At 57.2% G+C, this 26,935-nt stretch carries 19 protein-coding genes and 1 pseudogene; 13 read left to right on the top strand and 7 right to left on the bottom strand.

The features are described from left to right. Nucleotides 1-868, bottom strand: a pseudogene (locus AF71_RS29545) (phosphomannomutase); the annotation flags it as partial. A 704-nt stretch (nt 869-1,572) separates the two neighbouring features. Here AF71_RS29545 and AF71_RS29540 point away from each other — a divergent pair. From AF71_RS29540 to AF71_RS29525, 4 genes are all read left to right on the top strand, one after another. Beyond that, nucleotides 1,573-2,691 carry an acyltransferase gene (locus tag AF71_RS29540; protein WP_169684240.1) on the top strand — a complete coding sequence of 373 codons (1,119 nt, stop codon included), beginning with the start codon at nt 1,573-1,575 and terminating at the stop codon, nt 2,689-2,691. Further along, on the top strand, nt 2,681-4,108 hold the full coding sequence (locus tag AF71_RS29535) for an O-antigen ligase family protein (RefSeq protein ID WP_169684238.1): 1,428 nt from the start codon (nt 2,681-2,683) through the stop codon (nt 4,106-4,108). Before AF71_RS29540 ends, AF71_RS29535 begins: the two co-directional genes overlap by 11 nt. Nucleotides 4,109-4,185: 77 nt before the next feature. Further along, nucleotides 4,186-5,820, top strand: a complete 1,635-nt coding sequence (locus tag AF71_RS29530) for a GMC family oxidoreductase (protein WP_169684236.1) — start codon at nt 4,186-4,188, stop codon at nt 5,818-5,820. Beyond that, a complete protein-coding gene (locus AF71_RS29525) occupies nt 5,810-6,826 on the top strand; it encodes an NAD-dependent epimerase/dehydratase family protein (RefSeq protein WP_169684235.1) in 1,017 nt (338 codons plus the stop codon). The genes AF71_RS29530 and AF71_RS29525 overlap by 11 nt, the downstream gene beginning before the upstream one ends. Before the next feature lie 99 nt (nt 6,827-6,925). Here AF71_RS29525 and AF71_RS29520 read toward each other — a convergent pair whose 3' ends face one another. From AF71_RS29520 to AF71_RS29510, 3 genes are all read right to left on the bottom strand, one after another. Further along, a complete protein-coding gene (locus tag AF71_RS29520; RefSeq protein WP_169684233.1) occupies nt 6,926-7,219 on the bottom strand; it encodes a hypothetical protein in 294 nt (97 codons plus the stop codon). 111 nt (nt 7,220-7,330) lie between these two features. After that, complete coding sequence (locus AF71_RS29515) at nt 7,331-8,665, bottom strand: polysaccharide biosynthesis/export family protein (protein WP_169684231.1); 1,335 nt, start codon at nt 8,663-8,665, stop codon at nt 7,331-7,333. A 44-nt stretch (nt 8,666-8,709) separates the two neighbouring features. Next, on the bottom strand, nt 8,710-9,780 hold the full coding sequence (locus tag AF71_RS29510) for a glycosyltransferase (RefSeq protein ID WP_025662510.1): 1,071 nt from the start codon (nt 9,778-9,780) through the stop codon (nt 8,710-8,712). Between the two features lie 322 nt (nt 9,781-10,102). On the opposite strand from AF71_RS29510, the gene AF71_RS29505 reads away from it, so the two are divergent. From AF71_RS29505 to AF71_RS29495, 3 genes are all read left to right on the top strand, one after another. Beyond that, nucleotides 10,103-10,828 (top strand): sugar transferase, encoded by a 726-nt coding sequence (locus AF71_RS29505; protein WP_246733885.1) that lies wholly within the window; start codon nt 10,103-10,105, stop codon nt 10,826-10,828. Between the two features lie 176 nt (nt 10,829-11,004). Continuing rightward, entirely contained in the window at nt 11,005-13,011 is a 2,007-nt protein-coding gene (locus AF71_RS29500) for a glycosyltransferase (RefSeq protein ID WP_169684229.1), read from the top strand. A gap of 15 nt (nt 13,012-13,026) precedes the next feature. After that, a complete protein-coding gene (locus AF71_RS29495; protein ID WP_169684227.1) occupies nt 13,027-14,694 on the top strand; it encodes a Wzz/FepE/Etk N-terminal domain-containing protein in 1,668 nt (555 codons plus the stop codon). A 157-nt stretch (nt 14,695-14,851) separates the two neighbouring features. On the opposite strand, the gene AF71_RS29490 is transcribed toward AF71_RS29495, so the two are convergent. Continuing rightward, a complete protein-coding gene (locus AF71_RS29490; RefSeq protein WP_169684225.1) occupies nt 14,852-16,288 on the bottom strand; it encodes an oligosaccharide flippase family protein in 1,437 nt (478 codons plus the stop codon). Nucleotides 16,289-16,472: 184 nt separating this feature from the next. Next, nucleotides 16,473-18,440 (bottom strand): hydrolase, encoded by a 1,968-nt coding sequence (locus AF71_RS29485; RefSeq protein ID WP_169684223.1) that lies wholly within the window; start codon nt 18,438-18,440, stop codon nt 16,473-16,475. Between the two features lie 285 nt (nt 18,441-18,725). Here AF71_RS29485 and AF71_RS29480 point away from each other — a divergent pair, with 285 nt between their 5' ends. Together AF71_RS29480 and AF71_RS29475 are read left to right on the top strand one after the other, a co-directional pair. Then, nucleotides 18,726-20,051, top strand: coding sequence for an NAD(P)-binding protein (locus AF71_RS29480; protein ID WP_169684222.1), 1,326 nt, complete (start codon nt 18,726-18,728; stop codon nt 20,049-20,051). 68 nt (nt 20,052-20,119) lie between these two features. Then, on the top strand, nt 20,120-21,199 hold the full coding sequence (locus tag AF71_RS29475; protein ID WP_169684241.1) for a glycosyltransferase family 4 protein: 1,080 nt from the start codon (nt 20,120-20,122) through the stop codon (nt 21,197-21,199). A 21-nt stretch (nt 21,200-21,220) separates the two neighbouring features. On the opposite strand, the gene AF71_RS29470 is transcribed toward AF71_RS29475, so the two are convergent. Then, nucleotides 21,221-22,243, bottom strand: a complete 1,023-nt coding sequence (locus AF71_RS29470) for a glycosyltransferase family 2 protein (RefSeq protein WP_169684221.1) — start codon at nt 22,241-22,243, stop codon at nt 21,221-21,223. 348 nt (nt 22,244-22,591) lie between these two features. Here AF71_RS29470 and AF71_RS29465 point away from each other — a divergent pair, with 348 nt between their 5' ends. The 4 genes from AF71_RS29465 to AF71_RS29450 all read left to right on the top strand — a co-directional run. Beyond that, on the top strand, nt 22,592-23,740 hold the full coding sequence (locus AF71_RS29465) for a glycosyltransferase (RefSeq protein ID WP_169684220.1): 1,149 nt from the start codon (nt 22,592-22,594) through the stop codon (nt 23,738-23,740). Between the two features lie 29 nt (nt 23,741-23,769). Then, nucleotides 23,770-24,696: a family 16 glycosylhydrolase gene (locus AF71_RS29460; protein WP_169684219.1), complete on the top strand. Its 927-nt coding sequence runs from the start codon at nt 23,770-23,772 to the stop codon at nt 24,694-24,696. 88 nt (nt 24,697-24,784) lie between these two features. Further along, nucleotides 24,785-26,101 (top strand): UDP-glucose/GDP-mannose dehydrogenase family protein, encoded by a 1,317-nt coding sequence (locus AF71_RS29455; RefSeq protein ID WP_169684218.1) that lies wholly within the window; start codon nt 24,785-24,787, stop codon nt 26,099-26,101. A 2-nt stretch (nt 26,102-26,103) separates the two neighbouring features. Beyond that, nucleotides 26,104-26,935 (top strand): NAD-dependent epimerase/dehydratase family protein (locus AF71_RS29450; protein WP_169684217.1); only part of this gene is annotated, 832 nt, incomplete at its 3' end.

The following is a 26,935-nucleotide window of genomic DNA, read 5'->3' as shown; positions in this document are numbered from 1 at the left end:
AGCGACCGGCGGCTTCGATGCCGGAATTCGATGTCACGGGTGTCACAACCGATGTCGCACCGAGAAAGTTCGCGGCGATCAGGCCGAGCAAATCGCCACGCAGCGGCGTCCCGGTTTCGTCCGCCACCAACGGGCGATCGCCATCACCATCCGCAGAGACCATGGCGTCGAGGNCATGCTGTCTTGCGACCTNCTTGAGNTTGGCGATCGTCTCCTCCGAAACCGCCTCGGTGTCGACCGGAACGAATGTTTCCGAGCGGCCAAACGGCACGACCGTTGCGCCGTAATGTTCCAAAAGTTCCACGAGCAGGTCACGGGCGACCGTGCTGTGCTGGTAGACGCCGACTTTCAAGCTTGAGAGCGCTTCCGTGGGAAGAATATTGGCATTCCGTTCGCGGAAGAGCGCCAGGCATTCGACGGATTGGCTTTGCATCCCGGCACTGCGGGGGACAAACGTAAAGCCGGCACGATCGAGTTCTGTCGCGACAGTCGTGATCGCTGCTTCGTCCGTTTTGTCGATTTCTCCGTCCGACCGATAGAACTTGATGCCATTGCGATCGGCGGGGATGTGCGAGCCTGTCACCATGAGACCCGCNGCTTTTTTCTGAAGTCCGTAAAGCGCCAGCGCCGGTGTTGGCACCGTGCCGCAGTCGCGGACCTTGAATCCAAGGCGATCAAGTGCATCGGCACAGTTTGCAACGATCTCCGGGCTGGAATCCCTGAAGTCCTGACCGATCAGGATGGTGTCACCGGGGCGGGCCATTCCACGGTCGAGCAGATAGCGGCCAAAGGCTGTGGCATAAAGCGCCGAAGCCCGGCCCTTAAGGTCGACAGACAGGCCGCGAAGCCCACTCGTTCCGAATTTCATCACACATCAATCCTTCAATGCGCGTGTCTTAAGGCCGGCTTCTCCTCCTTCCGGAAACGACACAACAATCTATGATGCACAACTTTTAGTTTGTGTTTCGCCGCGTCTTTTCGCGCCAAACAAGGAAAAGAACGCCCCCTATGTAGCCAAACTGCATAAGAAATATGCAAATAACGCTATAGTATAGCGTCAATGTTACCGATCTATAATGCAGGTATGTGATCAGCGAGAACGCAAGTGTAGCGACCAGCATCCGCAAATAGATGCCAGGTGCGCGCATTAATTGGACGAAACGCGTCATGGTTATTTCCAGTAATTGCATCGAAGGTTTCACGGTTAGCAGAACTTTGCAACAGAAATGAATCGCTGTCACCACTGCAAAATCGACGTTTCCGACGCTTTATGTTGTCCGGCTATGGCGCGCTGCAGCATTTTTACCTTTTCACAGCGGGCCGGCGCGTTGTGCTCGGAGGATATGAAATTACCCGGAAAATCAGTTATATAATCCGCAGTCTGTCGCGTTATCAGGCCAGAGACAATAGGTGGAAGTGTTGCAGCTTCGCCATCATTCAAAAGTTTAGTCTCTGTTTCCTATTTTTTTGTCGCAGTGCAATATGTGGCTTTGCAAATACTGGCTTCCGGTCTATTGTGCGTCGCAGCGTAGTATTCATTATTACTGCAATGCCAGCGACAGGAGTAAGACCATGTCGATCGAGGAGCGGTTTGCGAATGGATATACCTCTGGCTTCGACTACCTTAGGGTGGTGCTTGCGGTCGCGGTTTTATGCATTCACAGCTTTGCGGTCTCCTATGGCAAAGCCGGTGAAGTCTTCCTGTTTCAGCCACCGCTGCGCGGTCTGATAACATTCGTTCTGCCGGCATTCTTTGCCCTTAGCGGTTTCCTTGTCAGTGCCAGCCTCTTGCGGACGCGCAATGTTGCCCGTTTCCTCGGTCTGCGGGCACTTCGCCTCATGCCGGCACTTGCGGTGGAAGTAACATTGTGCGCCCTTCTTCTGGGGCCGGTCTTTACGACGTTGCCGCTTGCCAGTTACGTTTCAGACCCGCAGTTTTCGACCTATTTCCTGAATATCGTTGGCCATATCCAATATCTTCTGCCCGGCCTCTTTCGTGACAATCCTTACTATCAGGCGGTCAATGTATCGCTCTGGACCATTCCCTACGAGCTGGAGTGCTACGTTGCGTTGACCGTGCTTGCGGTGATCGGCTTTGTTTTTCGACCGGTCTTGCTGATCGGCGTTGTTGTAATAGCCCAGCTTGCCGTGATTGGACGGGACCTCATGCGCGGAGCGACCGACCTGCCCATGGACGGGGCCCTTCCTGGTCGCATTCTTCTCTTGAGCTTTTTGGCTGGTGTTGTTTTGTTTGTCTGCCGCGAGCACATCAAGGTGACGGCACCTCGTGCGATTGCTGCCGCAGTGGTGTCGTTCGTCATGCTGAACCTCCCCTACGCACCGTACTTCGCCGCCTTTCCTATCGCATATGTTACGGTTGCGATCGGCCTCACCAGACCGCCAAAGCATCCGTTCATTGCCAGTGGTGATTACTCCTACGGTCTCTACCTCTACGCGTTTCCGGTACAGCAGACGGTGGCACATCTCTTTCCACAACACCGCGAATGGTATCTCAACATCGCGCTGGCTCTACCGGCTACGATATTACTTGCCGTTTTTTCGTGGCACGCCGTCGAGAAGCATGCTCTCAAACTCAAGGGCCTGATCGCAGGAAAGACCGGCAATGCGCGGCAAGCCAAGCCAGCAATGGTCGCCGGTGCGCGGGTGAGTGTGGCTGGCGATGGGCGTTGAACCGGTCGGCATATTTACGATCGCGCTCGGCCTGTACTGCCTGGCGCTCGGTCAGGATGCAACAATCAAAGCCTTCGTGGCATTGACACTGCTTGGCGCAGCTGCAGCCTTTGTGCTTGGTTCCTCCAGCGTCCAGCCGGCTCATCTTTTCCTGCTGTTCGTCGCTCTTTCCATGTTTCGCGGCAGACGGCAAACAGCGCCACTCTTTGATGGCCTGCACTTTGGTCGTCCTGGCTTCTGGTTGGCTTGTCTTGTCCTTTATGGCGGCCTCTCAGCTTACTTTCTGCCGCGGCTGTTTGCCGACGCAACGACAATCATTCCCCTCGGCATCGCCGATCAGCCGCTGACGAGCGGTGTGGTGTCGCTTGGACCGGTTTCGAGCAATCTGACGCAGACGGTCTATCTGGTAGCAGACCTCGTCTGCTTCCTGCTGGTCACGGCTGTCGGCTCAACAGCTCAAGGTTTCCGGGCCATAGTCGTTGGGCTAATAGTTTATGCCGCACTGAACGTGGTCTTTGCCTTCCTTGATGTCGTCACCGGCGCAATCGGTGCCCAGGACATGCTGCAGTTCATTCGCAACGCGCAGTACACCTTCCATGACAATGACAAGGTCAACGGCATGAAACGTATTGTCGGTTCCTGGCCAGAGGCTTCTGCCTTTGCCGGTACCACACTTGGCGCGTTCGGATTTACCGCGACACTGTGGCTTTGCCAGCGGCATTCAAGATGGACCGGCCCACTAGCCGTCATCTCTCTGGCACTGATTGTCCTGTCGACGTCCTCTGCGGGGCTTGTTGCCGCGCCAGTCTGTCTGGCGATCTTCTACATTACGGCAGTGCTGCGCAGCGGCGTTGGTTCAGGTACAGGCAACAGCAGCTTTGTGACCGTGTTTGCGCCATTGGTTGTCTTGCTCACCGGACTGATCGTCCTTTTGCAGGAAGACATTTTCAACACAGTCCATAATTACGTAGACCTGCTCGTTCTCAGTAAATCGACCTCGAACTCGGCCATAGCCCGTGGTTCCTGGAACAGTTACGGACTGCAGAACTTTCTCGATACCTATGGCTTGGGTGTTGGCCTTGGAACGGCAAGAACTTCGAGCTTCCCGGTGGCGGTGCTGTCAAACGTCGGCGTTCCCGGGGCAGTCTTCTTTCTCCTTTTTGTTCTAACGGCACTCGGTCCCGGTCGCGCGCCTTCCAGAAGCTTCGTCGCCGATGTCCACCTTGCGGCACGCAATGGATGCCTATGCTTGCTTGCCGGCTCGCTCGTCGTTGGTCCGACAGTCGACCTCGGCCTGCTGTTCTTCATCTTGGCGGGTCTGGCCGCCAGCCGTCCGGATGTTATCGCGGAGGCTACAGCACCGTTTATCCCGCTACGCCGCCAGAGCGAGCTGCCAGTACTGGGAGGCTCGAGCTAGATGGCTTCCGCGTTAATAGGCCGAGAATGCTGGCATTGCGCCGCCAATTTAGAAACGACACGCAAGGGGTGATGGGCATGCCAATGATTGATCTTCAACCCGGCGACACTGTCGTCCCGTTGCTTCGTTGCGATGTCTGCATTGTTGGCTCGGGACCGGCGGGCGCAACACTAGCGCGTGAACTGTCGAATTCAGGGCTGACTGTTGTGCTTCTGGAGAGTGGTGGCGAGCGCCGTGAGGCCGAAAATGACATGTTGAACGATATTGAAAATATCGGGCGCCCGCGGGTTCGCGACCAATGGTCCGTGCGCAACCGCATCCTTGGCGGCAGTTCGCATACCTGGGGCGGTCGGTGCGGCCCTTTCGACGCCATCGACTTCGAAGAACGCGACTGGGTTGGACATTCGGGATGGCCAATCGCCATGCACGATCTCGACCCATACATGGATCGCAGCGCCAATCATCTCGGACTTGCACTCGGTAACGGCTACAGCGACCAGCGCTTCTGGTCGATTGCAGGACGCAATGCGCCGAAGAAAGAGGTTTCCGCCAACCTGCTGCTGCCCTTCTTCTGGCAGTTCAGCAGGGATGACGCGGAGTCTTACCCATTCGAGTATATGCGGTTTGGGCGGCACATAGCCAAGCACCTCGGACCCAATGTCACACTGGTAACAGGAGCGACTGCGCTGCGGGTGCTGGCAAACGAGGCGCGCACCAAAACGCGTGGGCTTGAGTTTGCCACAGGCGACGGACGAAAGCATAGCCTTGTTGCACGTTCTGTAGCGCTCTGCGCTGGAGGCATCGAGAATGCTCGCATTCTCCTCAATTCCCACGAACAGGATCGCAAAGCGCTTGGCAATGATCGTGACCGCGTCGGCCGCTACCTGATGGACCATTTACGTGGTCCAACTGCGTCTTTCTCCTTAAGCGGTTCGAAAGCGTTGCGTCGCAGATTTGGTCGCTACAATGTTCGTGGTCGCTTCTTCCGTGCTGGGCTCAGACTGAGCCCGGCAGTCCAGCGAGACGAGCGTTTGCTAAACTGTGCAGGCTGGCTTGGAGAGGTGCTTGCGCCTGATGATCCCTGGGACGCATTGCGGCGCCTGGCGGCACGAAAGCCGAGGCTGCCCGAGGACGTTGTCAGCGTGGCGCGCAATGTCCCTTTGATGGTTCAAGGAGCTGTCGATTATTTCGGAGCGCGGAATGGCCTGCCGCGCAAGCTGCAGGAGCTTACGCTCGACTGCATGTGCGAGCAGATGCCCGATGAAGACAGCCGCATGAGCCTGTCGGAGCGTCGCGATCGTTTCGGGATGCGCTTGCCCAAGGTCGACTGGCGCAGCCATCCGGATGAGGCGCGCACCATGCACCGCATGGCCGAACTGGTCGCAGCCGAATTCTCCAGAATAGGGTTTCCAGAGCCTGTTCTGGCCGACTGGGTGCGCGACAAGGCGCCCATCCCTGCAAGCTTCGTCGATGTCGCTCATCCGACCGGTACAACGCGCATGTCAAGCGATCCCGCCAAGGGGGTTGTCAACGTCGATTGCCAGGTTCACGGCGTCGAAGGCCTCTATGTATCCGGGAGCTCGGTATTTCCGACCGCCGGACACTGCAATCCGACTCAGATGATCGTCGCCATGGCAATTCGTCTCGCCGACCATTTTAAGGACAGGTTGGCGCGTCCAATCCTTGCGGAGGTGACCGCGCATGCCGGGTGAAACCATTCTCGTAACCGGCGCGACGGGCCGGATTGGTCGCTTCGTTGTCGCCGACCTGCTTGAACGCGGCTATCGCGTGAGAGCGACCACGTCGCGAGAGCCGCCCCGCGACGACCAGGGGCTTGAATGGCGTCAGGTTGACCTTGCCAGCGATGAGGATCTCAACACTGTCGTCGAAGGCTGCGCCGGGGTGATCCATTTGGCCGCCGAGATCGGCAAGAAGGATCGCATGAGACCGCTGAATGAAAGAGCGACCGAGCGGCTGGCGCGCGCTGCCGAGAATGCGGGCGCAAAGGCCTTCTGTTACACGAGTACGATCGCCGTCTACGGGAGCGGTCTCGCCGTTGAGATTTCGGAGAGCTCACCGGTTCTATCGGTTGATCGCGATATCGCCTCGGAATACTGGGCGCTGGATTACGTGCGCGAATATGGCCGCACCAAGCTTGCCGGCGAGATGGCGCTCATGCGGGTCGCCAGCCGCATGCGATGCACAATTCTGAGACCAGCCGTCGTTGTCGACGTCGGCCAGATCATCGGCGTTCGCGACTGGAGCCTGTTCAAGCGCATGCTCGCATCGCACCGTCACGCTCATCACATTTATGTCGGCGATGTTTCCGACGCTCTCATCTGGGCGATCGAGGAGGGGCTGGCGGGCAGGGGCGAGGCTGGGCGGGTCGAGATATACAATATCGCGGAAGACGATCGCGATTTGCCGAGGCATATTGATTTCATGCGCAAGGCTTTCGCGGTAAGCGGCGACCGTCGCTACCATGTCGTTAGTGCTCCATGGGTCATCGATTGGCTCCATGACTTCTTACGCTTCCGCACCCTGCCGATCAGAAACCCGCTGTGGCGAATGCGCTTTTCCGGTGAGCGCCTCAAGCAGGCCGGATACAGGCTGAAATTCGGGATGGCAAAGGCTGAACAGCTCGCGCTCGCCAGATTGGCGAAAGAGGCCAAGACAGGGGCACAATCCGACTTTGCCCGACGGCGCAGCCCTGTTTGAGGGTATGCCACCAGCCGTGCGAGAACAATGTCCAGTGCAAAAAGCAATTGCACGACCTGGCCACGATGTTTTTTGGAAACCCGCTATCAAATCTGCCGGTCAGTCGGCATGATATTTTGATTGTGCCTGTTGCGGCGTCCGCTTTTCAGTGTCGCTGGCCCGTCGCGTATAGAATGAATGCAGGAGCAAGTGGGCAAAGACATAGCCTGCTTCCAGCACGACCGCGAACACAAAGCCCCAGGCGATCGCATGCATGAGAGGGCTGCCATTGGTATAGCTAACGCCAGCATAGGCGATCATCACGACCAGAACGATCAGCGCGAATATGAGGACAGGCACCCGCAATGCGCAGATTGCGCCGATCAGAAACGAGACTAATAGCGCCCAGCCCATCGGTTGCTCCGACCTCCCAATCGAATTCCCCCCTAACCGGGTATAATCGTGTATCTCCTATGCTGAGGCAAGCCCAAATTGCGTTCCTAGGGCGATACAACGACCAAAAGCTCAGTTGCTGCTGACGTCCGTTGAGACAGCCATTGGCTCTTCCCGCTGCTCGACCCTTATCATGTCGCCCGGCATGACCGGATCATTGTCGCTGACGACAAGTGTCTGCATGCTGCCATCGATTACCCGGTTAACCGTCATCAGGAAGCTGTAGGGATCCTTTCCCTCAGCGAGGGAGGCCATTGCAGACGGTGCGCGGACCTCGAGGTTCTTCAGCTGGTCGCGTGCCGTCTTGGTTTTTTCAGTATTTGACGCAAATCTGTCGCGAAGTTCGGCTGCCTCTGTCAGCGCGCTGACACGATAGCGATTGTGCACGTCGGCAATATCCTGATCAACCTTGGCAAGATCCTGCTCGGTCTTGAGCATCGCCAACGAAACGTCCAGATTGCGACTTTCGAGTTCAGCGACATTCTGGTTGGCTCCCAGCTGGCGGGCAGAGACCGTCAATCCTTGTGAGACAAGCTTGTTAACGGAGTTTAGATCCTTGCTCGCCAGATCGATCTGCTTTGCAAGTGAGACAGCTTTCTCCTTCAAGGCGTCGATCTGGTTGTTGGCGAGCACCTTGGCGCGATCGAGCGCATCGATCTCTGTCATCAGCGAGCGCTGGCGGGTTTCAAAGAGCGATTGTTCCTCTTCCATCATCTTCGAGAAGCGTGGTTCCTTGGCCCTCGACAATAGCTCTTGAGGAAAGACCACCGACGCGCCCCCGTTTAAAACGGCCTCAACGCGAGCCTGTCGTGCAATGAGACCAAGTCTTTCGGCCTCCAGCTCGCGCACCTGGCCCCGGCTCGACAGGGCATCGCGTTGCAAACTGATCATGCTGGCATCGGTCGAACCGATTCCGCCTGCCATACTGAGCGCCTGTATGACGGTAAGACCAGGGCTGTAGTTATACTTGCCTGGACTCGCGACCAGCCCGGTCACGAAAAGCGGGCGGTATGACGAGATTTCGACCGAGGCACTTGGCCGCTTCTGCAAGCCGACTTCATTTTGGAGGCGCAGTCCGATCGTTTCCGATATCTGCTCGAGTGTCTTGCCTGCCACAGGAACGTTACCAATGATCGGCAGCGACAGGTTGCCGGCTGAAGAGACGACGAAATCTCCAGTCAAAGGGGCCCATTCGAATGCGGTTCCCGTGCTTGGGCGCCATTCGTACACACGTACCTTCAAAGTGTCCTGAGGCCCTGGGACATATTCCTCGCCGGCTTGGGCGCCAGCTGCCACGGCAATCGCCAGAAATGCAGCTGAGGCAGCTACCTTGCGGTTTCGCCTTTCTTTGCCGCGTGCCCGAAGACCTCGTCCTTGGACCCATTCGCATAAGGAGAAAAGCAGCATCCTGTTACTCCAGTTGAAATTGTCTTGGCATTTCGTCGCCCCTGTCAGGCCGACACGGCCAATGTGGCGCCGGTCGCTCTCGCAACGTAGCTCCGGAAGCGATCCACGAAGACGTCCCGTCGAAAATCAGCTGCGCGAGACACGGCATCTGCAGGGTTGAAGTCCAGACGCTCCATGCGTTCGACTGCATCAATCAGCGCCTCGACTGTCTGCGTCTGAAAGAAGACCCCTGTCTTGTTATTGACGACAGTTTCAGTCGCGCCACCGCGCCCAAAGGCGACGACGGGTCGCCCGCTTGCCATAGCCTCGACAGGCACGATCCCGAAGTCTTCTTCGCCGGGGAATATCAGGCCCTTGCATCGGGCGTAGTGATGGCGGAGCGCATCAAACGGTTGCGCGCCGAGGATGGTGACGGTCGGACCTGCAATTTTCTTGAGATGGTCGAGCATTTCGCCGCCACCAATCACCACCAGCTTGGTTTTCATCCGGTTGAAGGCTTCGACCGCCAGATCGGGCCGCTTGTAGCTGACGAGTTCTCCGACCATCAGATAATAGTCCTCGACATCGGTGGCCGCGACTGGTCGGAATGCCGTAGTGTCTACCGGAGGATTGATGACAGTCGCCTCGCGGCGATAATAGCTCTTGATCCGTTGAGCAACAGTTGTCGAATTGGCGACAAAATCATCAACGCGATTGGCCGTCGCGACGTCCCAGGTCCTCAGATAATGCGCCATCGGGGGCATCATCATGCGCGTCATCAGACCGGAACTGTCGTAATATCTGTTGTACATGTTCCAGATGTAGCGCATCGGCGAGTGGCAATAGCAAAGATGCAATGCCGGTGACGTCGGTATGATGCCTTTGGCCGGTCCGGATTCGCTGCTTATGACGAGGTCGTAGGCGCCGAGATCAATCTGCTCCAGCGCCATGGGCATCAACGGTAGGTAGCGTTTGTACATTCGCTTGGCATAGGGCAGACCGCCAATGAAGGTCGTCTGTATCTTGTGTCGCTTGATCTTGTCCGAAATGGCCGCAAGATCACACACGTGTGTATAGATGTCGGCCGTCGGGAATATATCGCACAGTGCTTCGAGAACCTTCTCGCCACCGCGCATCCCAACGAGCCAGTAATGAATAATTGCTACTCGCACGCCAAATCCCTCGAGATACAACAATCGAAATTATCGTGGCGTGCATTGCGGGTGTAGTTCTTGCCATTGTCTTGATTAAAAATCAGACTATTGGCAATTATATTAGGCAGTTAAGACAGAAATATGATCAACAAGTGACACTCATATCCCGCGCTGCACAGTTATATAGTGCAGCGCAATAAAAATATTGTCAAATCGTTTAATACTTGTTAGCTTTCCTGTGCGTGCCATGACGGCATTGTCTGCAAGTGCCCGAAGTCTAGATGTTTACGAGGGGAATACGCAGATGAGGGAAATTGATCTCGGTCGAAATTTCGACAGGTTCAACAATGCAGCGCTGCACTCTCGCAGAGCGACCTCCCGAAAATCCGATTTGTTCGGACATAATAACAGATCCGCCATCCTGGACGGCGTCAAATACGCGATTGATGCAACAATTGCGAGCATTGGGCTTTTCGTCCTTGCGCCAATGATCCTGATGCTTGTCGCGGTCCTTCTGATCGTACAGGGGCGACCAATATTCATCGCCCATCGTCGGATCGGAAGGTACGGTGTGATGTTCCCGTGCCTGAAGTTCAGAACGATGGTCAAGAATGCCGACGAGGTTTTAAGGCGGCATCTGGCGGCCAACCCTTCGCTAAGGGCGGAATGGAACGCAACCCGCAAACTTCGGGATGATCCGCGCGTAACACCGCTCGGCGCGTTCTTGCGCAAAAGTAGTGTCGACGAAATTCCCCAGCTCTTCAATGTCATTCGCGGCCAGATGAGCCTCGTCGGACCGCGGCCGATCGTTGCAAGCGAGGCTGAACTCTATGGTTCGTACTATGCCGATTATATCAGGGTTCGTCCCGGTGTTACTGGCTTGTGGCAGGTCAGTGGGCGGAGCGACACGAGCTATAACGAACGCGTCCAACTCGACGTTCGCTATGTCGAAGAACAAAGTGTTCTTGGCGACATGTCGATCATGCTGAAGACGATCCCCGCAGTGTTGCGCTCGCGCGGCAGCTACTGAATCCTAGCGGCGCGTTATCGCGCCCTCCAATCAATTCCGGTGTCGTGGCGCGTGCTCAAATGCAGGTGCGGTTGTTTGCGCCCGGACGTCACGTGACACAAGGCAGAGACACAAATTGATCTGATGCACTTCAATCGGCCCGCACAACGATTTGGCGGTGGCCAGGAGAAATTTGGATGAGCGCGAGAGAATTCGCAATCAATGGCCGCTTTCTCACGCAGGGCGTAACCGGTGTCCAGCGATACGCGCGTAATGTCCTCGGCGCGATGGACAAATTCACGGGGGCGGACGGGGCAACCCTAATCGTGCCTACGAAGACGCCAGAGCCATCGCTGCAGCGAATGAAGCTTGAGAAGGGCGGTCAACTGAGCGGTCACGCGTGGGAGCAAATCGAGCTGCCGTATCTGAGTAACAATCGCCGGCTCCTCAATCTGTGCAACACAGCCCCGGCGCTAAAGGCCGATCAGATCGTTTGCATTCACGATGCGAATATCTTCGCCGCGCCGCAAAGTTACAGCCGCGCTTTTCGCGCGCTTTATCACAATCTTCAGCCATTGCTTGTGCGGCGATCTCTCCGGGTCGCGTCGGTCTCCCATGCGGCTGCACGACAGATAGCCCGACATCTGCCGATCCGTCTGTCTGATATCGCGATCCTTCCAAACGGGCACGAGCACGCGCTGAGCTGGAACCCGGAATTGGCGGAGCTGGCGCCGAAGGCGCTTTCTTCGATCACGGCGGATCGACCGTTTGTCCTGGCTTTAGGGTCGCGTGCGCGTCACAAGAACCTGTCGCTCTTGATCGATATCGCGCCCGAACTCGATGAAATGAACCTCGATGTCGTCATTGCTGGCGGGGGGGACGGTATATTTGCCGAGCAAACGCTGCAGCGCCGGCCCAATGTTCATTTTATCGGGCGCGTATCCGATCACGACCTTGCCTATCTGCTCGATCGGGCGCTTTGTCTTGTCTTTCCTTCGCTGACGGAAGGGTTTGGATTGCCAATTGTAGAGGCAATGGCAAGATCATGCCCCGTCATTTCATCGCACTGCGCCAGCATGCCGGAGGTGTGCGGCAATGCCGCCATGACAGCTTCCCCATTTGAACCGCGCGAGTGGATCAAGGCGGTTCGCACCCTTGTTGCTTCGGTCCACCTGCGTAGCGATCTGGCCGGTCGGGGACGCGAGCAGGTTCGCCAATTCTCGTGGGAGAAAACGGCAAGCGGCTATATCGAGCTTCTCGATAAGCCAAAGGCTGAGCTGAGAAGTCACAAATCTGTTGCTCCGACCGGGCCGCACGCCTGCGTCATTTTCGCAACCCGGGGCCGCCCGGAGATCGTGACCGCAAGCGTTCGACACTTCCTTTCGACCCAGAGCCTGAAGCCCGACGCCGTCATCGTCTCCTGTGTCGATGCTTCAGATGCCGGTGACCTGACGAGTCATCCCGACGTGACGATCGTCACAGGTCCGCCTGGGCTTGCCGCACAGCGCAACACCGCGCTGAAGCATGTGACATCCGGAACTGAAATAGTTGCTTTCTTTGATGATGATTTCATCGCTGACAAAGACTGGTTGGCGACCGCAATCCAGACGTTCCGCGACGAAAGTCAGATCGTCGGCTTTACCGGGCACGTCGTGGCTGACGGTATCAAGGGGCCGGGCATTTCGTATCAAGACGCAGTTGATCTGGTGAGGGCTGGCCAGGCGGATGCGACGTGGGCCGAGCCGATCAGCCCCTACGGCTGCAACATGGCTTTTCGGTTTTCTGCAATTGGCAGTGTCCGCTTCGACGAGCGTCTCGTCCTCTACGGATGGTTGGAGGACCGTGACTTCGCAGCAGCAATTGCAAAGCACGGAGGCCGGCTCGTCAAGTCGGCTCTCGCCTTTGGCGTCCATATGGGCGTCAAAAGCGGCAGGGTCAGCGGCGAACGGCTGGGATATTCGCAAGTCATCAACCCGCTCTACATGATGACCAAGGGCACGATGAGCCTCCCCAAGGTCGTTGACCACATCTTCCGCAACACTGCGAGCAATTTTAGTCGAGCCGTCTGGCCCGAACCTTTCATCGATCGGCGCGGTCGAGCCCGCGGCAACATCATGGCCGCCTTCGACGCCCTGCGTGGCAGGCTCGAACCGGAACGCGCGGCTGCGATAACAATGCCAAAGCCTGCCACCAGAACCTCTTGAACGCTAGGAGCACGAATGATGTTCAACAGACCCCGCCCTATTGATGTAACCTCGAGGCTTTGGCGGGTAAACGAGACGCAATCCGATGTTGCCGGCGATGGGCCGATCGCTCTCTTGCGCGCGTTGATTGATCTTGGCACACGCCATAAAGTCGCTCTTGCGGCCTGCAGCGCAGCCGGTCTCGTCGTTGCTGCGCTCTATGCCCATTCATTGCCGCCAACCTATCAGGCAACGGCAACGCTTCTGCTCGAACCGCGCCAGTCGGCAGTCTCTGGAGGCGAGTTTGGGGCCCAACAGACCCTTGATCTCAATCGTGCCGATAGCGAACTTCAGACCATAAAGTCGGAGCGGCTCTTGTCAGCCGTGTTTGAAAGCCTGGACCTCAAGGATGACCCTGAGCTTGGTCGCGGGCAGCCGGGCCTGTTCGTCAGGTTGCTGCGTGGTCTGCCATTGCTCGCGGGGCAACGCGGTGGCGAGAGCGCAACCGTCGGTCGCGCGCAACCGGGTGTGGCCAACACAACCATCGAGCTTGCTGACGAAGCGGAGCGGGCTGCCTTCCTGAATTTCATGTCACGTCTCAACGCACGCCGCGTTGGTCAATCCTTCGTCATCGAAATCGAGTATTCCTCGTCGAATCCGAAACTGCCGGCACGCGTCGCCAATGCAACGGTCTCTGGCTACATTTATCAGACGGTGGCCTTCAAGGAACAGATTGCGCGCGCGGGCACGGAGGCCTTGCAGGGTCGACTGGATTCGCTTGCGCGGCAGGTTGATGCCGCGCGCGAAGCAATGCACGCGGGTGCGCTGCCCGCAATAGCAACGCCCGATTCCGATGCGCGTATCATCGGCGCTGCCTTGCCCCCACTTGGACCGTCGGCTCCGCGGAAATCTCTTATCATTGCCCTTGGCGGCGTACTTGGACTACTGGTCGGGTTCGGTGTCGTTGTCGTGCGAATGGCGCTTGATCGCCGCGTTCGCAGCGCCAAGGAACTGGCACGCGAAATGGAGGTTCGCTGCCTCGGTTCAATTCCTGATGTTCCAGGCGCAGAAGGTGTTCCCTGGCGTATTACGAGCCCACAGCAACAGAAATTCGTCGCCGCCATTCGCGACCTGCGTACCTCCGTCGAGATTGCCTGTACGAGCCTGCGCAATGAAAAAAGCATTGTAATTGCCGTTGTCGGCTGGACGCCCGGTGCCGGTGTTTCGACCTTGTGTGCCAGTCTCGCGCAACTCGTCAGTCGCGGCGGTCGTCAGGTAACCTTGTTCAAGGCTGCTGACGGTGAGGATGAACGCGCAAGCGGTGACAATCTGCCGGCGGTCTCGCTAGCAGGTGCCGCATTTGCCGGACTGATGCCAGAGCAGCTGTCCTTCGAGGACGTCGGCGGGGTGGCGGTCCTGCCGATTCACTCGAGGGACACAAACGCCAATCTATTTACCGACTTTCGCAATCCGCGTGTAAGACGCATCTTCGAGGCCGCACGCACACGCGGTGATGTGCTGCTTGATCTCCCGGCGCTTCGCCATTCCATGGATGCGCTTGCGCTTGCAAGCTATGCGGATGCCGTCCTCGTTGTCGCGCGCGCTGGCCATACGACGATCGAAGAGGCTTCGGAGTCTGTTCAGCTGCTGCGTCGAGCTGGTGCGAACGTCGTTGGAACAGTCATTAACCGCACCCGTGCCTGATGGTCCCTTTGCCTTGCCCTGTCGCAGCGCGGATTTTCTGGCAAAGGTTGCGCCTTGCGATGATCTGCTGGAGCCCGAGTTCAGCGCTCAACATCTTTGCTGTGGGTGGCAACAAGCAAGTTTGGCCATCGTGCGGTCCCTGGACTTCTCCAAGCGTCTAACGATCAAAGAGCTCCAGACGATCTCGTCCGGCAATCAGCCTTACGCCGAGCAGCAACAAAGTGGCGGCATATGTTGCCGCCCCGGCGGTAATAGCAAATGCAAGCTCGACCACATGCGGGTAGTTTTGACCCTCCAGTTCCTCGCGCAAAAGCCAGACAACCGCGGCCATGGCAACGACAGCGGCTGCCACCTTCCAGAGGTTTTTTAGCTGCGAAAGAAATCCGAGACCAAGCAGGCGGCGGGCTTCGTTGAGGTAGAAGATGAACATCAGCGTCGACAGGGCAATTCTCGCGATGCTCACACCTGTGACCGAACCCAAGTAAAACCCGAGCGAAATCAGAACCACGCGAAAACAAAGATCGACTGTATTCAGCCGGAAAATCACATGCGGTCTATCAAGCGCCACGCTAACCGATGAGAGCGTCTGGAAATAGGGGATTGGCGCAACAGCAAGCGCAAGCAGGCTAAGCAGGGGAGCCGCGTGTTCCCATTTGGCGCCGAGCAGGAGGTCGGTGGCAAGGTCTGCCGTCAAGGATATGCCCACACAGGCAGGCGCGGAGATAAGCATGGCAAAACGGGTCGCCTTCAGGAATGCCTGGCGCACGCGCGCGCGATCCGCGTTGATCTGCGAGAACGCAGCCATGACTGGCTGCAAAGCCGGACCAATCAGGCTTTGTGTGGGGATGACGGCAACGTCGCTTGCCACGGCATAGCGTCCGAGTGTCGGACGATCAGCTAGCGCCCCGATCAAGAATCTATCGAATTGCCAGTTGAGCGCCGACACCAATTGGGCTGACGAGAACCAGCCGATGAAGCCGGCAAAGTCAGGCAGGCGCGCCAGGGAAAAGGCCGGACGATAGGGCGCAAGAATGTAGGATACGACTGTGGACGCAAAGGAAGCGATCACGAAGTTAGCAACAATCGCCCAATAAGCTCCACCGCTCAAAAGGACGAACATTGCGATAATGGCCGCCGTCAGTTTGCCTGACGACTCCAGTATAAACGTCTGGCGAAATCCCAGCTGACGCGCGAAATTGACCATCGCCGGGCTGGTCATCCCCCTCGAAATAGGTCCAAGCGAAAGGACGGCAACGAGGACGACCAGGTGGCTGTCGTGGTTGATCCATGAATAGGGCCATGCGGCCGCCAGAAGGATGATTCCGATAACGGCGCCTCGCATGAGACCAACTGTAAAGCCGGTATCAAGATGGCTCTTGTCGATGGTCGGGAGCCGCACGAGGGCCTGGGTCACGGGAACCTCGAGCATCGTGTCGACAACCACAACCAGGGATGTCGCTAGCGCGGCAAGCCCGAAATCGGCAGGCGTTAGAATGCGAGCAAGAACAAGCAGGGTGAAGAAGTCGATTATTCGCCCGACAAAGCGCGAGAAGACGAGCCAACCCGCTCCCTTGATTGTCTTTACCGCAAGCATGTCTTACTCCGAAATCGCGTGCTTCAGCCAGATCGCGACGTTGAGCCGCGACCCGTGTTCTTGTGCAAGGCCGCGGAAGGTTTTTCGCGCCCTTGCACCGAAGTCATCCTCCCGCGTGATGTCTGCTTGGAGCCGGATCTATCCGGCAGCTGATCCCACAACGTTCCTCCACGTCGCAGCTCTGCTATTTGAGGCGGGCCGACACTCCCCTGACAATGTGGGCCATCTCCAGGGCAGGTAAGAGCGCCGCCTTCAGGAACGGAAAATCGCGGGCAATGGCACCTTCGCGCCAAAGCTGCGATTTGACTGCAGTCAGCCGCTTCCCAAGTTCCGGGGCCGCGGATTGCTTCAGGACGTAGACGCTCTCGGGGCGGCCAAAATCGACAGAACGGGCCCCAACGCCCAATGCCATCATGTCGAATGCGCCAGGATTGGTAATGGCTTGCTTGAGGCGCACCCAGGCGAGATCAGCATCTGACATGATCTCGGCGCCACTTCCGATCCGTTCAATGTACTTGAGGACGCCCGCGAGCAGCAGATTTCCGTCACTCGGATCAACCTCGCCATAGGCGATATTGCCGGCATTGCAGTAAACAGTACCATCGCCCGATTCACTAAAATGCCGAACCGAGGGAATTGCGGGTTCAAATAGGCTCTCGATAATCTGCCAGTAACGAAGGATGACTGTCTCGACCCTCAGGGGGTTATAAAGATTTTCCTCGACAACCAATCCTGTGACCTGTGGGAAGTGATCCTCGCTTAGGCCCTTGTAGTTGCACCTCGCAAACTGGATCGTTTCGAATGTCCGCTCGGGAAGTCCTGCCGCGACAAGACGCTGCGTACTCCCGTAAAGGCCGGTGTCACAAAGAACGATACGAGAGGCATCGCCCGCAACGACGTCCAAGTGGCGCTTGAACAGCTCGTTCTGTTTCGCAATGTCGTCGAGCACCACATAGCCTTCAGGGGTGTCGATCATCGCAAAGAAGTGGCTTGGGTCGAAGGGAAGTTGCCAAGGCCCGGAAAGGTCATAGGTGCGGCCGCCGAGTGCATTGGCAACATCGGCAAAGGTATTTTTCCTGAACTCCCGGCCGAGTTCATCGAGGACGGCAGGGCTTTGCTGCATGAGGGCTGCGCGTGCCGCCACCAAACGGGAGATGAGGATGTTTTCGCGACGGATTTCAAGCGGCAGGTCAAGCTTGGCAAGCAGCTTTTCGAAAGCTTCCCTGATGCCGATACCGCCGCGTGCGCAAAACAGCAATGCGCAACTGCCCCGCGTTTCCGCTTCCCTGGCATAGAGCCATATGTAAAGGCAAAATTGCGCAACTATCGGCCCGAATACTTCTCGCCCGAAGGCAGCACGGTCGTCCAGGTCAGGCAGGCGCCCTGATGTGCGCATGACCCCTTTGCGAACGCCACGGATGGCCTCTGCCCGGGCGCCATCGGCGCGGGCGGCAAGCCGCCTCAGGCGTCCCTTGGGTAGGTGTAGAGCATTGATGCCCATGTTTCTCGGCACGGCGCAGTCAGCAAGATAATCATCACCGAGATGCAGCAAGCGTGACGGTGCAACGCCTTCCTTGTCGAGGACCCGTGAAAACAGTCTTCCAAAGCGCTTGCTTTCTCCAACGTCTGCGCTCGAATAGACGTTGTCGATCAAACCTGGACCGTGAAAGTAGTTGATCAGTTCCGTCAGTTGACGTGTCGGCAGTGCCGTGTCGGAAACGGCGACGACGCGAATACCGGTCTGGCGATGCAGGCGCAAAACTCTGGCGAGCTTTTCGTTTGCCGATAGCGAAACCTTTTCGATCGCCATTTCCAGCGCGATGCGCCGCTCCAGCAGCCGTTCAGGCAGGCCAAGCACGGCAAGTTGACGCTGGATAATGTCGACGAGCCGGACTTCGCCAACACCGCCGCCAACGTTGAGCGCACGATAGGCAAACCGCTCGGCCATTTGCCGGGCTCGAAACAGATGATCCGCACGGACCAGAATCCCCTCATCCCGCAGCAAACGAGCAAAGCGCTGCTCGGCCTGCATCACGCGCGATCTTTGCGATCGCGGTTGGCGCAGCAGCAAAGTGTCGAAGACGTCTGTCGAGATAAGATCTATGCCGTCCAACGGACCTTGAAGGAGATGGGCGAGGCTTTGCCGCAGCACTGGATAACCCTTTGCCGTCGATCAGCCCTGCCTGCCCTTCGACAGTGTTGTTGCAGTGAATGCACTGCAGCAAGGCTGGTTCCTTGAATTCGCAACCGCAAAAAGTCTGCCGCATTATTTGATGTACATCAAGTGAAAAGTTATATTTTATTTTGCGGTGCAAAAGCGTTGCCAAAAATACTCAGATGCCTATTGTTTTTCAGACTTTGTGCTTGAGATATCGACTCTTTTTTAATTGCATTATACTGTCTCGTTCTACCGGGAGGACAGTTCGGAGGCGACTAAATGGATGACGCAAGCCATCATACCTCGCGCATGTCTGCAGTGCAGCAATTCGATGTTATCGTGCTCGGCGCAGGCATTTCCGGCCTCGTTGCAGCGTCGATCTTTTCTGCTCAAGGGAACCGTGTCGTCGTCGTCGACGAATACGATCATGTCGGCGGAAACCATATGGACTGGTCTTCGAACGAAGGCTACACGTTCGACGTCGGGAGCCTGATCTTTCAGGACGACTCCCCTTTGCTTCGGCACTTCCCGGAGCTTCTTGAACATTATGTGCCGATCAAACCGACGTGGGGGAGGCTGAACCCGCAGGGGAAGATCACTCTTTATCCAATTTCAATACGTGATGACATTCTTGGCGCAGGTCCACTCGGTGTGATCCGGATATTCGCCTCGGTCCTTTACGCGCGCATATTCTGTCGCCAGATGGCGAACGCAAGGGATTTTGCGCGCTACTGGATTGGGGCCTATCTCTTGCACAGGTCGGGGCTTGGGACCTACATGCGGCGCTTCTACGGCATTCGTCCCGAAGAGATCGATCTCGATCTCGCACGCAAGCGCATGCTTTGGATTGCCGAATATGCCTCGCTCATCAATCTCTCGCGCCGTTTGCTGAAGCGCAAACGGGCGACCGGACCAAAGAACCGCCAGATGGCGCGCCCAAGAGAAGGTTTTGCTGCACTCTATGGCGCAGCGGTGTCCAGGCTTGAAAGCTGTGGGGTCGTCTTCATGCTGTCGGCCGAGTTGCGCCAGCTGCATAAGACAGACTGCGGTTACGAGCTGTTGCTCGGTGATGGCTGCTTGGGCGGGACTAGAGTTGTCTCGACGGTGCCGATCAGCGTTGCTGAACGGATATGCGGCAACGGACAAACCTCGCCTCTGAAAACCATTACACTCATCACTCTTTACTTCAGCTTCGCCGGTGAGCGGGGCTTTCCCCAGGCGATCATTTACAACTTCTCTCACGAGGGCTCGTGGAAGCGTTTGACCGTTTATTCGGACTTTTACGGGCGCGTCGCCGAGCGAGAGTATTTTGCTGTCGAGGTCATCGCTGGCGCGGTTACGTCGGCCGAAAGAGCAGAAGCCGATTTTCGCCACCACGCGTGCGCAAATGGGTTGTTTCGTGGCGACCTGAAACTCGAGGGCAGCCACATCCTGACAAACGCCTATCCCATCTACAGCAAGGGAGCGGCACAAAATGCAGCAAAGGCGATCGCCCGCTTGAAAAGCTTCGGAATAGAATCGATCGGCCGGCAGGGCGGCTTCAATTACCAGCCGACAGCCCGGGTTTCGACGATCGACGTGGAGACAGCAACCGCTGCCCCTTGAAGAACAGCTTACCGTCAAACGCACCTGGAAGGCGATGGGCATCGCCACAAGATGACGAGAGGTCGATGATGCGTATTCTGCATATTCTCAATCATACCCGGCGCCTGAATGGGCATGTTCACGCAGCCGTGGATCTCGCCTGCGCGCAGGTTAGGATGGGACATCACGTCTATCTCGCGAGTGAAGGGGGAGACTTCGATACACTTCTAAAGTCAGAAGGTATCGAGACGCTTTTTGTCCGTCACCAGCGGAAGATCCCGAGCCTCATTGGGGCTCTATCGCGCCTGAATTCTCATCTCAAGACGTACGACATTGACGTCGTTCACGCGCATATGATGACAAGCGCGGTGATCGCTTTTCCGGTCTGCAAGTTGCGACGTGTTCCACTCATCACGACAGTCCACAATGAGTTCGAAAAGAGCGCAACCCTGATGGGCCTAGGAACACGCGTGATCGCCGTCAGCGATGTCGTCGGGGCCTCGATGCGCCGGCGCGGCGTTCCTGCGTCGAAGTTGAAAGTGGTGTTGAACGGCACGATCGGGTCAAGTCGATCGGAAGGACGCAGTGAAGAGCCGAAACCGCTTCGCTCACCGAGTATCTTGTTTGTCGGTGGTCTTCATCCACGCAAAGGTCTCCTGGACCTTTTTGACGCGTTTGAAACTGTTCACAGGTCCTTTCCGACAGCCCATCTCTACATTGTCGGCGATGGCCCTTTTCGCGAGGAATACAAGGCAAGAGCGGCGGCACTGGAAAGCGCGTCGGACATCACCTTTGTCGGATCGACAAGGGATCCCTACCCATACATGCTGGGGGCGGACATCTTCGTCCTTCCATCCCATGCCGACCCGGCACCGCTCGTATTGTCTGAGGCGCGCGAGGCAGGCTGTGCGGTTATTGGTTCTTCGGTCGACGGAATTCCCCAATTGCTTGAGGACGGCGAGGCCGGGCTTCTGGTCCCGCCCCGGGATCCGGCAGCTCTTGCCGGAATGCTTGGCCACCTCTTGGAAGCACCGGAACGGATTGCAGACTGGCGACGCAAAAGCCAGTTTCGCATCGAACGTCTGACGATCGAGCGCGTCGCCAGAGAGACGCTCGAGGTCTATTACTCGGCGATGCCACGTAGCAAGGCGGTTGCCGTGGCCACGTGACACCTCATCCTCATATTGGTGCTAAACGGAAAAGGCCTGTTTCAGGCGGGACCGCATCTGTCGAGACCTCGACGGGTCGATCCGGATCGCCGCCAACTGCTGTGCCATGCCGTTTGGAAGCACAAAGAGCGCAACGGCAAATAGGCAAAGCGCAAATCGCTTCTTGCCGGTGTTTTCGCGCATCACCGAGCCCATGTAAGCTGCGATCTGGCCAACACTTGGTCGCTTGCCGTCAACGACGAGGCTCATCGTATTCAGTTCCATGACGTAGGCGTAGTCGCTGCGGACTTCGACCATGGGGGTTGACGCGCAGCGTGCCTGAACGAGCTCCGCAAGATGATTAAGACGTCCCATGAAGCGGTCGACGTAGCCTTTCATCCGCTTTGATGTCACCACGGAAAAGGACGACTGGTTGGCGTTGTGAATCCTGTACTTGCCGAGCGTCTTCGGAATCGAGATGACCTTGCCGACGAAGGGAGCAAGAAGGTAGGAGACACCATCGATGCCGCGCTCGTAGGCCATTTCCCCGAGGCCCTCGTAGACGTCACGCCTGTAGATGTTTCCAGAGGTCGGCGGCGTATTGTAGTAGCCTCTTTCACGTATCGATCGGATCAGCGGTTCGGAGTCGTCCGATGGCTGAAGAGAGGGGAACGCATTGCCGATCGCGTTGCCATCCTTGTCGATTGGCAGAAGCATGAACTGTATCTTGGAAACATCTTGCCTGAGATAAGAAGCAATTTCAGGAAGCGTGCCCTCACCAAGAACGTCGTCGGCATCAAGGAAGTACACGAACTCTCCATGCGACAAAGACAGACCGTGCAGTGACGTCTTCAATTGTCCACGATTTTCCGTCCGCACGGCAATGATCCGATCTCCGAATTCCCGGATCCTGTCCCAGGAGCGGTCCGTCGATCCGTCGTCGACCACTATTATTTCCAGGTTGTCATAGTCTTGCGAAAGAACACTTCTGATACATTCCGAAATGTACATTTCATAGTTGTAACAAGTGATTATGATGCTGAGAAGCGGTTGGACTTTTAACATCTTGCAAACCTTCTCTACTCAGATTATGTTGCAAAGCAGCATACCAAGTGCAGTGCAAGACGTCTATAGAAATAACCCTGTGGGCGCTGCAACATAGATGGCCGAAGCGGCTATAAAACTACGCGTCCCGAAGTATTTCGGGGCGATATAAGTAGTAACTCGTCGGCATTTTTCGTTGCTTCCTGGATATCACCTGCGGTGATTTTGCTGGGAGTTCCGTTGGATCCGCTCGCCCTATACTGATCGCATCCGATGCGATTTGCAGTTGATTGAATGCTTGTCCCTTTTGGCGTCGGTGCTGTGTGTGCCGGCACATGGAGCCCTGTTGCCTTCTGGTCCGGAGGACGAATGGAAATGCAAGTCGGCCTGCCATTTCGCGATCGATCCCAACGTCGCATAAAGATCCTTTACATCCAGCCGGGAACAAGCGCGTTTGCCGGAATAGAGCGGGTTGTCGATGCTGTCTGCACGATGCTCGCAGATCGATTTTCCGACGATTTCGAGGTCGACGTGCTCTACACCTCGGTGCACAGGAACCGACCGATGGAGGCGCGTGGATATAATGTCATCGATCGCGTCGCTCGCGGGCGCCTGGACTTGATGCGAATTTTCCGAAGCGTCATCAAGTCGAAGGACTACCGCCTGGTTGTCGTCCCGCAAATTGAGCCGACGGTTATTTGCATGGCGGCTTGTCTCGGATTGAACCGTCGATTTGCCGTCCATTTGCACGGAAATCCAAAGCGCGAGCGCAGCCATTTCAAGGCAAAGGTCCTCTTCTTGTTGATGCGCGCCTATTTTCTCTCGAGGGTGTCTTATGTTTTCGGAACGTCGCCGAGACAGCTCGACTCTTTCAAGGAAATGTTCAACAGCAAGGTACCGCAGGTCTGGGTTCCCAATCCGGTTCGCGCCTTTGACCTGTCTGAAACGCCGCTTTCCGACGCACCGCCTGGAACCGTCACATTTGTCAATGTCGGTCGCTTTGCCTTTCAAAAGGGGCAGGATATCCTCCTTCAGGCATTCTCCGAGCTCGTCAGGATCCGACCGAATGTCAGGCTGAGGATCGTCGGATATGGCATTGGCGAGGCGAGCCTGCGCGCCGAAATATCGAGACTTGGGATCGGTGCTTACGTCACCGTCGAACATTACCCGATTAACCCGCAGCCGGCCCTTGCAACCAGCGACGTATATGTCTCGACCTCGCGGTGGGAAGGGTGGTCGCTTGCGATCTGCGAAGCCTTGCGGTTCGGTTTGCCGGTCATCTCGACCGACTGTGAATTTGGACCGAGTGATATCCTCGTCGATCCTCGCCTTGGGCGCCTTGTCCCGGTGAGCGGTGGAAAAGCTCTCGTCGATGCGATGTCGTACTATTGCGACAACCTTTCGCTTGAGCAGTCACACTCTGAATTTCGAAAGACCTTCATCGACAGGTACAGCCCCGAGCGCGTGGTGGAAATCCATGCCGAGGCCCTTCGGATCGCCGCTGGTGAACTCGCCTAAGGTGTCAATCGTCGGCAAGGAGACCGTGCATGCTGCCTTCTTTATCACGGCGTGGCTTTCTGAAGGCATCTGGTGCCTCCCTGGCGGCCCTGAGATGCCAGAACGCGTCTGCCACAGTGGTTGCTTCCGACGATCCCACTATCGGACGAGAGGTCGTCTTTGAAGACACCTTCAATTCGCTGGATTGGTCTGTCTGGGACGCCGGTCCGAAGGCGACGACAGACGGAACCGGCTTTTATGGTCGATCGGCCTTCGCCACAAGGCACGGTGAGGAGGGGTTCAATCCATATTCCATCGTCGACGACACGGCGGCAGAAGGTGGCAAGGCACTGCAGATCTCGGCAAAATATATCGGACGCCCGATGAACGTTCGGAAATATTACGGAAACACGCTGCCCGAATTTCAGTGGATTTCCGGAAACCTTCAGACAGCGAGAAAGGATGGTGCCGTCCTCAAGGGATGGCGCAAAGGCTATTTCGAGGCGCGAATGCTCTTTCCTCGTCATCCGTTGACCTGGCCAGCATTCTGGATGCTGAACGGCCGAAGCATCCTCGAACCCAAGACCAGTATTGAGCTTGATATCGTGGAGCACAAAGGATGGGAGCCCACCATCTACGGGACCTACCTTCACGAATGGGGAGGGCCGGACGAAGGCGGAAGAAGCACCGGTGTCGAAACGTCTGTCGACATGACCGCCGGGTATTGCCGCTACGGCATGCTCATCGATCAGACGCGATGCGTCCCATACTTCAATCGAGATCCCGTCATCGACAGGAAGACGGGAAGGCCCGCTGATTGGCCAATCACGCGCTCAGCCCGGCTGGACGAGGAATTCGATGTGTTTTGGCCGCTCCTAACACTAGCATTGAGGACCGACGTCAAGTTTCCGCAGCCTTTGCAGGACGCAGACAGGATCACTCATATGCGCGTCGATTATTTCAGGGTGTACGCGTGAGGGCAGCTGAAGCGTTCGCCTGAAGACACGTCATTTGCAAGGGCGTGCTCAAAACCAGCGAGCTGAAACCCGGAAGATGTGAGGTCAAATGCGTATTGTGATGATTGGCTCGGGCTATGTCGGCCTCGTCTCCGGTGCCTGCCTCGCCGATTTCGGCCACCATGTCACCTGCGTCGATAAGTCGGCCGCGAAGATCGATGCATTGGAAGCCGGTAAGGTTCCGATCTTCGAACCGGGCCTTGACACGATCATCGACCACAACCGCACCGCCGGTCGCCTGGATTTTTCGAAGGAGCTGGCGCCTTCCGTTGCCGACGNGGACGTAGTCTTCATCGCCGTCGGCACGCCGTCACGTCGTGGCGATGGCCACGCCGACCTGAGCTATGTCTATGCCGCCGCTCGCGAGATAGCGGCCGCCGTGTCCGGGTTCACCGTTGTCGTTACCAAGTCCACGGTTCCTGTTGGCACTGGCGATGAGATCGAGCGCATTTTCCGCGAAGAATTCCCCGAGAAGGACATTTCCGTCGTTTCCAACCCGGAATTTCTGCGCGAAGGCGCGGCAATCACGGACTTCAAGCGCCCCGATCGCATTGTTCTCGGCACTGAGGAGCCGCGCGCAATCGAAATCATGCGCGAGGTTTACCGGCCGCTCTACCTCAACGAAGCACCACTCTATTTTTGCGAACGCCGCACCTCCGAGCTGATCAAGTACGCCGCCAACGCCTTCCTCGCCATGAAGATCACCTTCATCAACGAGATCGCCGATCTCTGCGAGCAGATCGGCGCCGACGTCCAGAAGGTCGCCAAGGGCATCGGCATGGACAAGCGCATCGGCGACAAGTTCCTGCATGCAGGTCCGGGCTACGGCGGTTCGTGCTTTCCCAAGGATACGCTGGCGCTGGTCAAGACCGCACAGGATCATGACAGCCCGGTTCGCCTTATCGAAACCACGGTTGCGATCAACGACAACCGCAAGCGCGCCATGGGCCGCAAGGTCATCGCCGCCTGCGACGGCAATGTCCGCGGCAAGAAGATTGCAGTCCTCGGCCTGACCTTCAAGCCGAACACCGACGACATGCGCGACGCGCCATCGATCACCATCATCCAGGCCTTGCTGGATGGCGGCGCCAACGTTCACGCCTATGATCCAGAAGGCATGGAAATGGCGAAGGAGGTTATCGGCCCCATCACCTACGGCCGCGACCCGTACGAGATTGCAGAAGGCGCGGATGNCATCGTCATCGTCACGGAATGGGACGAGTTCCGAGCGCTTGATCTCANGCGGATGAAGTCGCTGGTGAAGACCCCGACCATCGTTGACCTGCGCAACATCTATCCCGTCGCCGAAGTCACCAAGCATGGCTTCAGCTATTTCGCCATCGGAAAGAAGAACGAGAAGAAGTAGAGATGCGCTATTTCATCACCGGCACTGCTGGCTTCATCGGCTTTCATCTTGCCCGCCGCTTGCTGCAGGATGGCCACGAAGTCGTCGGCTTCGACGGCATGACGCACTACTACAACATCAAGCTCAAGCACATGCGCAATGCGGCGCTGGCGCAGTTTCCGGCCTTCCGCCCGGTGACAGCGATGCTCGAAGATCGCAAAGCCCTGGAAGAGGCCGTGGCCAGCGCGGCGCCTGATGTGATGGTGCATCTCGCAGCACAGGCCGGCGTCCGCTACAGCCTGGAAAACCCGAAAGCCTATCTCACNTCGAACCTCGAAGGCTCCTGGAACATCCTCGATATCGCCAAGGATGTTGGCGTCAACCATCTCATGCTGGCCTCGACATCGTCGATCTACGGCGCCAATCCGTCCATTCCCTTCCGTGAGACAGACCGGGCCGACGAGCCGCTGACCTTTTATGCGGCGACGAAGAAGTCAATGGAACTGATGGCGCACAGCTACGCGCATCTCCACAAGATCCCGACAACCGCCTTCCGTTTCTTCACCGTCTACGGCCCCTGGGGCCGTCCCGACATGGCCCTCTTCAAGTTCGTCAAGAACATGCTGGAGGATCAACCGATCGAGATCTACGGCGAAGGCCGGATGAGNCGCGACTTCACCTATATCGATGACCTCGTGGAGGCGATCGTCCGCCTGTCGTCCGTCGCCCCGTCGGAGGCCAACCGCGTGGCCGACGAACGGGTGGAGACGCTCTCGCATCAGGCGCCATTCCGCGTCGTCAATATCGGCGGCGGCCAGCCGGAGAACCTGATGACCTTCGTCGAGACGGTCGAAA

This window comes from Rhizobium sp. 57MFTsu3.2, from assembly GCF_012932765.1.
GTDB lineage: Bacteria > Pseudomonadota > Alphaproteobacteria > Rhizobiales > Rhizobiaceae > Rhizobium > Rhizobium altiplani.
The sequence above is the reverse complement of the archived record's forward strand: the minus strand, read 5'-3'. Positions and strand labels throughout refer to the sequence as shown.

Excerpts from the sequence above, each read along its gene's own strand:
- AF71_RS29540 (WP_169684240.1), top strand. The coding sequence starts at position 1,573 with ATGTCGATCGAGGAGCGGTTTGCGAATGGATATACCTCTGGCTTCGAC.
- AF71_RS29535 (WP_169684238.1), top strand. The coding sequence starts at position 2,681 with ATGGGCGTTGAACCGGTCGGCATATTTACGATCGCGCTCGGCCTGTAC.
- AF71_RS29530 (WP_169684236.1), top strand. The coding sequence starts at position 4,186 with ATGCCAATGATTGATCTTCAACCCGGCGACACTGTCGTCCCGTTGCTT.
- AF71_RS29525 (WP_169684235.1), top strand. The coding sequence starts at position 5,810 with ATGCCGGGTGAAACCATTCTCGTAACCGGCGCGACGGGCCGGATTGGT.
- AF71_RS29520 (WP_169684233.1), bottom strand. The coding sequence starts at position 7,219 with ATGGGCTGGGCGCTATTAGTCTCGTTTCTGATCGGCGCAATCTGCGCA.
- AF71_RS29515 (WP_169684231.1), bottom strand. The coding sequence starts at position 8,665 with ATGCTGCTTTTCTCCTTATGCGAATGGGTCCAAGGACGAGGTCTTCGG.
- AF71_RS29510 (WP_025662510.1), bottom strand. The coding sequence starts at position 9,780 with ATGCGCGGTGGCGAGAAGGTTCTCGAAGCACTGTGCGATATATTCCCG.
- AF71_RS29505 (WP_246733885.1), top strand. The coding sequence starts at position 10,103 with ATGAGGGAAATTGATCTCGGTCGAAATTTCGACAGGTTCAACAATGCA.
- AF71_RS29500 (WP_169684229.1), top strand. The coding sequence starts at position 11,005 with ATGAGCGCGAGAGAATTCGCAATCAATGGCCGCTTTCTCACGCAGGGC.
- AF71_RS29495 (WP_169684227.1), top strand. The coding sequence starts at position 13,027 with ATGATGTTCAACAGACCCCGCCCTATTGATGTAACCTCGAGGCTTTGG.
- AF71_RS29490 (WP_169684225.1), bottom strand. The coding sequence starts at position 16,288 with ATGCTTGCGGTAAAGACAATCAAGGGAGCGGGTTGGCTCGTCTTCTCG.
- AF71_RS29480 (WP_169684222.1), top strand. The coding sequence starts at position 18,726 with ATGGATGACGCAAGCCATCATACCTCGCGCATGTCTGCAGTGCAGCAA.
- AF71_RS29475 (WP_169684241.1), top strand. The coding sequence starts at position 20,120 with ATGCGTATTCTGCATATTCTCAATCATACCCGGCGCCTGAATGGGCAT.
- AF71_RS29470 (WP_169684221.1), bottom strand. The coding sequence starts at position 22,243 with ATGTTAAAAGTCCAACCGCTTCTCAGCATCATAATCACTTGTTACAAC.
- AF71_RS29465 (WP_169684220.1), top strand. The coding sequence starts at position 22,592 with ATGGAAATGCAAGTCGGCCTGCCATTTCGCGATCGATCCCAACGTCGC.
- AF71_RS29460 (WP_169684219.1), top strand. The coding sequence starts at position 23,770 with ATGCTGCCTTCTTTATCACGGCGTGGCTTTCTGAAGGCATCTGGTGCC.